Origin of the sequence: Verminephrobacter aporrectodeae subsp. tuberculatae At4, assembly GCF_000193225.1 — a bacterium.
Classification (GTDB): domain Bacteria; phylum Pseudomonadota; class Gammaproteobacteria; order Burkholderiales; family Burkholderiaceae_C; genus Acidovorax; species Acidovorax aporrectodeae.
Map to the genome: position 1 here is coordinate 1 of NZ_AFAL01000860.1, position 290 is coordinate 290.

General features: G+C 65.5%; 1 protein-coding gene. It reads right to left on the reverse strand.

Features of this window, described 5'->3' with window-relative positions:
* A partial coding sequence (locus VTU_RS34165; RefSeq protein ID WP_010109079.1) for a hypothetical protein occupies window positions 1–290 on the reverse strand: 290 nt, incomplete at both ends.

Sequence of the window (290 nt, forward strand, 5' to 3'; positions counted from 1 at the left end):
TTGTCTGCGTCCAGGCTGCCTTGCCCGGTTTCGCTGAGCTGGCCCAGTGCGTCGTAGCGGTAGCTTTGTTCCTGGGGTCGGCTTCTGCCCGGGCCCGTGCTGCGGGTGCTGATGAGTTGGGTGGTGCTGTTGTAGCGGAATCGGGTTTGCTGGTTTTGTTCGTTGCTCACCTGGGTGATCAGGCCCGTGCGCGGGTCGTGTTCGATCTGGCTGCGCCGTCCGCCGGGCTGCTCGATGCGGGTGATGAAGCTGCCGCCCCGGTCCCATTCCAGGCGCGTGACGTCGCTGTC